This is a genomic window from Streptomyces flavofungini (genome assembly GCF_041028215.1).
Lineage (GTDB): Bacteria > Actinomycetota > Actinomycetes > Streptomycetales > Streptomycetaceae > Streptomyces > Streptomyces flavofungini_B.
In genome coordinates this window covers 1-3,549 of the sequence record NZ_JASKYR010000907.1, presented here as the reverse complement: position 1 = coordinate 3,549, position 3,549 = coordinate 1, and the positions used below count along the sequence as shown (strand labels likewise).

3 protein-coding genes are annotated in these 3,549 nt (G+C 75.7%); 2 read left to right on the top strand and 1 reads right to left on the bottom strand.

The window, feature by feature from the left end:
• The first annotated feature begins 76 nt into the window (after nucleotides 1-76).
• Nucleotides 77-1,450 (top strand): helix-turn-helix domain-containing protein, encoded by a 1,374-nt coding sequence (locus AB8Z36_RS36360; RefSeq protein WP_369217661.1) that lies wholly within the window; start codon nucleotides 77-79, stop codon nucleotides 1,448-1,450.
• A gap of 83 nt (nucleotides 1,451-1,533) precedes the next feature.
• Complete coding sequence (gene hglS / locus AB8Z36_RS36355; protein WP_369217660.1) at nucleotides 1,534-2,928, top strand: 2-oxoadipate dioxygenase/decarboxylase; 1,395 nt, start codon at nucleotides 1,534-1,536, stop codon at nucleotides 2,926-2,928.
• Nucleotides 2,929-2,947: 19 nt separating this feature from the next.
• On the opposite strand, the gene AB8Z36_RS36350 is transcribed toward hglS, so the two are convergent.
• Nucleotides 2,948-3,424: a peroxiredoxin gene (locus AB8Z36_RS36350; RefSeq protein ID WP_369217659.1), complete on the bottom strand. Its 477-nt coding sequence runs from the start codon at nucleotides 3,422-3,424 to the stop codon at nucleotides 2,948-2,950.
• Between the last annotated feature and the right edge of the window lie 125 nt (nucleotides 3,425-3,549).

The window sequence follows — 3,549 nt, the reverse complement described above, 5'->3', positions numbered from 1 at the left end:
ACGGAGCGGCAGCCCGGACGGGGCGCGGCGCGGAGACAGGACCCGGTCGAGGGGTGGCGGGCCGCAGGTCGGTGGTGTGGAGGCCCAGGGGCCCGGTGAGATCGGGCGGCGGGTTTCGCGGTTGCGGGCCGAACGCGGCCTTACGCAGCGGGAGTTGGCGGAGCCCGCGTACACCGCCGCCTATGTCTCCACCCTGGAGGCGGGCAAGGTGCGGCCCTCCGAGGCCGCGCTCCGTCATCTCGCCGGGCGCCTCGGCGTCGGCTACGAGGAACTCGCCACCGGACGTCCCGCCGCACTCGCCGCCGGGCTGCGGCTGCGGCTGACCGATGCCCGGCGCGCCCTGGCCTCGGGCGCGCCCGAGGACGCCGCCGCGCTCTTCCGGGCGCTGCACGAGGAGTCCGTGCGGTACGCGCTCGCGCAGGAGCAGGCGGCGGCGCTGCTCGGCCTCGGCGACTGCCTCCTGGAATCCGGTGCGCTCGTCGAGGCCCGCGACTGCTTCGCCGCCGTCGAGCGGCTGCTCGCCGGGGAGCCGCTGCCGCGCCGGGTGCCCGCCATCCGGGGCCGCGCCACCGCCCACCTGCTCACCGGCGAACTGCGCTACGCCTGCTACCTCCTGGAGAGCACCCTCGACGAACTCGACGCCTCCGGCCTGCACGACCCGGAGTCCCTGCTCCTGCTCTACACCGCCGCCATCGCTCCCTACATGGACATGGGCGCCCACGTGCGCGCGGCCCACGCCGCCGAACTCGCGCTGGCCCTGGCCCCCCGCGTGAGCGACCCCGCGCTGATCGCGGGCCTGCACCGCGGGGTGGCCCGCACGCTGATCGCCGAGGGCCGCATCGCCGAGGCCGACGCCTCCCTCGCCAAGGCCCAGGAGCTGTACCGCCAGCTCCAGATCCGTACCGAACTGGCGCACTGCCACTGGATGCGGGGCTACGTCCACGCCCAGGACGGCGACCTGGAGCAGGCGGAGAGCGAGCTGCGCACCGCCCACGGCATCCTGGCCGCCAAGCGGGCCGCGCTCTTCACCGAGCAGGTCGAGGTGGAGCTCGCGGACGTGCTGCGGCGGCGCGGCAGGCCCGAGGAGGCGGAGGCGCTGCTGCGGCCGCTGCTGACCGCCCGTGCCACGGGGACGAGCGAGGCCGCCGGGGCGCTCGGCGCCGGACGGGGCGCCGTCCRCGCGGGCGGCGCGCACCGGCTGCTCGGGCTCATCGCCGAGGACCGGGGCGACACCGAGGCCGCCGAGGAGCRCTACTGCGCCGCCCTGTCCCTGCTCGAACGCTCCAGCGCGGCGGGCGACCTGGCCGACCTCTGCCGCCTCCTGGGCGACCTGCTGCGTCGCACCGGCCGGGTGGAGGCCGCGATGGACGCCTACCGCACGGGCCTCGGCCACCGCGCGGCCCCCGGCACCACGACCCTCGGCCCGGCCCCGGCGACTCCCCCGTTCTGAGGCCCCCGTACGGACATGGACGCGGGCGCACCCCCTGGCGCACCCTGGACCTGGCGGGCGCCCACCGGAAGGGGGAGCCATCGATGATCCCGCAATGGCAGCTCCGCGCCGCCTTCGCCGCGGCCCTCTCCCGCATGTACGGGCGTGAGGTCCCCGCGTACACCACGCTGCTGGACGTCGCGCGCGAGGTCAACGAGGCCGTCCTGCGCGAGCGGGGCCCCGCCGTCGCGGAGCGGCTCGGTTCGGTCCACCGGGTCAGCGCCGAGCGGCACGGCGCCATCCGCGTCGGCACCCCGGGCGAGCTGCGCCAGGTCGCGCGCGTCTTCGGAGCGCTCGGCATGCGCCCGGTCGGCTACTACGACCTGCGCGACACCGCGGGGACCGCGCTGCCGATCGTGTCGACCGCGTTCCGTCCCGTCGCCGAGAACGAGTTGCGCCGCAACCCCTTCCGGGTCTTCACCTCGATGCTCACCGTCTCCGACCCCCGCTTCTTCGACGCGGAGCTGGGCGCGCGCCTGCGCCGGTTCCTCGGTGGACGCGAGCTGTTCCCACCGGAACTGCTCGCCCTCGCGGGCCAGGCCGAGGTCGAGGGGGAGCTGCCGGAGGCCGACGCGGGGCGCTTCCTGCACCTGGCCGTGCACGCCTTCGAGCTGTCAGCGGAACCCGTCGACCAGGAGTGGTACGCCACCCTGGAGCGGGTCTCCGCCGTCGCCGCGGACATCGGCGGCGTCCGCAGCACGCACCTCAACCACCTCACGCCGCGCGTCCTGGACATCGACGAGCTGTACGGCCGGATGGCCGGACGCGGCGTCGAGATGACCGACACCATCCAGGGCCCGCCCCGCTGGGCGGGTCCCGATGTCCTGCTGCGCCAGACGTCGTTCCGGGCGCTCGCCGAACCCCGCGCCCTGCGCGCCCCGGACGGCACGGTGACGCGCGGCGCGCTGCGGGTGCGCTTCGGTGAGGCCGAGGCCCGCGGCATCGCGCTGACCCGCCGGGGCCGCGCCCTGTACGACCGCATGCTCGGCCTCGTCGACGAGCGGGCCGCGCGGCGGCCGGGGGCCGAGCGGGACGAGATCGCCCGCGCCGTGTGGTCCGCGCACCTGCCGCCCACCGAGGAGGAGCTCGCCGAGCGGGGGCTCGGCTTCTTCACGTACCACGTGACCCCGGGCCGGCACCCCGTGTCGGCCCGSSGKCCCACGACGGTCCGCGCCCTGCTCCGGGACCACTGGATCAGGCCGGAGCCGATCGTCTACGAGGACTTCCTGCCCCGCTCGGCCGCCGGGATCTTCCGCTCCAACCTCGGCACCGACGGCGCACGCGACACGGGCCGGAAAGGCGCGGAGTACGGCGCGGCCTGGCTCGCCGGGGCCATGGACCGGGAGGTGCTCGACCCCTTCGAGCTGTACGAGGGCCAGCGCGACCGCTCCCTCGAACGGCTCGCGCGCGAGCTGCGCCTGGCGGACGTGCCCCGCTGAGCCGCGCCTCCCCGTCGCGTCAGGCCGTGCTCCCCCTGAGCTTGCGCACGGCTTCGAGGGCGCGGTCGGCGTGGGCGCTCATGCGCAGTTCGCTGCGGACCACTTCGGCCACCGTGCGGTCCTCGGCGATGACGAACGTGACGCGCTTGGTCGGCGCCAGGGAGAAGCCGCGCGTCACACCGAACCGGTCGCGCACCTGACCGTCGGGGTCCGAGAGCAGCGGGAAGCCCAGGCCGTGCCGCTCGGTGAACTCCATCTGGCGCTCCACGGCATCGGAGCTGATGCCCACCGGCCGCGCGCCCACGGCACCGAACTCGGCCGCCAGATCACGGAAGTGACAGGCCTCGGCCGTGCACCCGGGGGTCAGGGCCGCCGGATAGAAGAAGAGCACGACGGGGCCGTCCTGGAGAAGCTCGCCCAGACTGCGCGGCGTACCCGTCTCATCGGGCAGCGTGAAGTCCTCGACGGTGTCCCCCACCGCCACGCGCGCCGTCATGCCGGGCTCCCCTTGGACGTACGGCCGATGAGCGACACGGTGCCTCCTGAAGTGACGGGAGCGACACCCTACTCGATGGTAGGAGCGGACCGTCGCGGGCCCGCGGCCCCGCCCCCGCGCACCCC

Coding starts and splice junctions, on each gene's coding strand:
- AB8Z36_RS36350 (WP_369217659.1), bottom strand. CDS start 3,424: ATGACGGCGCGCGTGGCGGTGGGGGACACCGTCGAGGACTTCACGCTG.